The sequence below is a fragment of the Lactococcus sp. UBA7128 genome (assembly GCF_002492185.1).
Lineage (GTDB): Bacteria > Bacillota > Bacilli > Lactobacillales > Streptococcaceae > Lactococcus > Lactococcus muris.
Genome location: NZ_DKXK01000046.1, coordinates 21,467 through 22,002, shown reverse-complemented (window position 1 = coordinate 22,002; position 536 = coordinate 21,467). Strand labels below are relative to the sequence as shown.

General features: G+C 35.1%; 1 protein-coding gene. It reads left to right on the top strand.

Annotated features, from left to right (window positions below; translation table 11 throughout):
* Window positions 1–134 precede the first annotated feature (134 nt).
* The coding region (locus tag B4H39_RS05390) for a sugar phosphate nucleotidyltransferase (protein ID WP_286927535.1) at window positions 135–536 on the top strand (402 nt) is incomplete at its 3' end.

Below are 536 nucleotides of genomic sequence, written 5' to 3'. Positions count from 1 at the left end.
CTCACAAAATTTCATTTTGTTTATAAAAGTAAAATGAGTTTTATATTAAAAACATTTGACTTTGCTATTTTAATTATATAAACTTGTATTAAGTTGATAAAAAATTTCTAATGCTACAAAGATGGAGGTCTGTTATGGGAATAGAAATGCTTGGACTTATTCTTGCAGGAGGACAAGGAACGCGTCTGGGAAAGCTGACCAAGGATGTTGCAAAACCAGCTGTGCCCTTTGGAGGGCGTTATCGTATCATTGATTTTGCCCTGTCCAACTGTGTCAATTCAAACGTTAAAAATGTCGGTGTCATTACACAATATGAACCTTTGGTACTTAATGAACATATCGGAAATGGGGCGCCTTGGGGATTAAATGGCGTTAACAGTGACGTAACAATTTTGCAACCTTATTCTTCAGCAGAGGGAAGCAAGTATTTTGGAGGAACAGCGCATGCTATTTATCAGAATATCGCTTATATTGATAAAAAAGATCCTGAATATATTTTGATTTTATCCGGTGACCATATCTATAAGATGGATTAT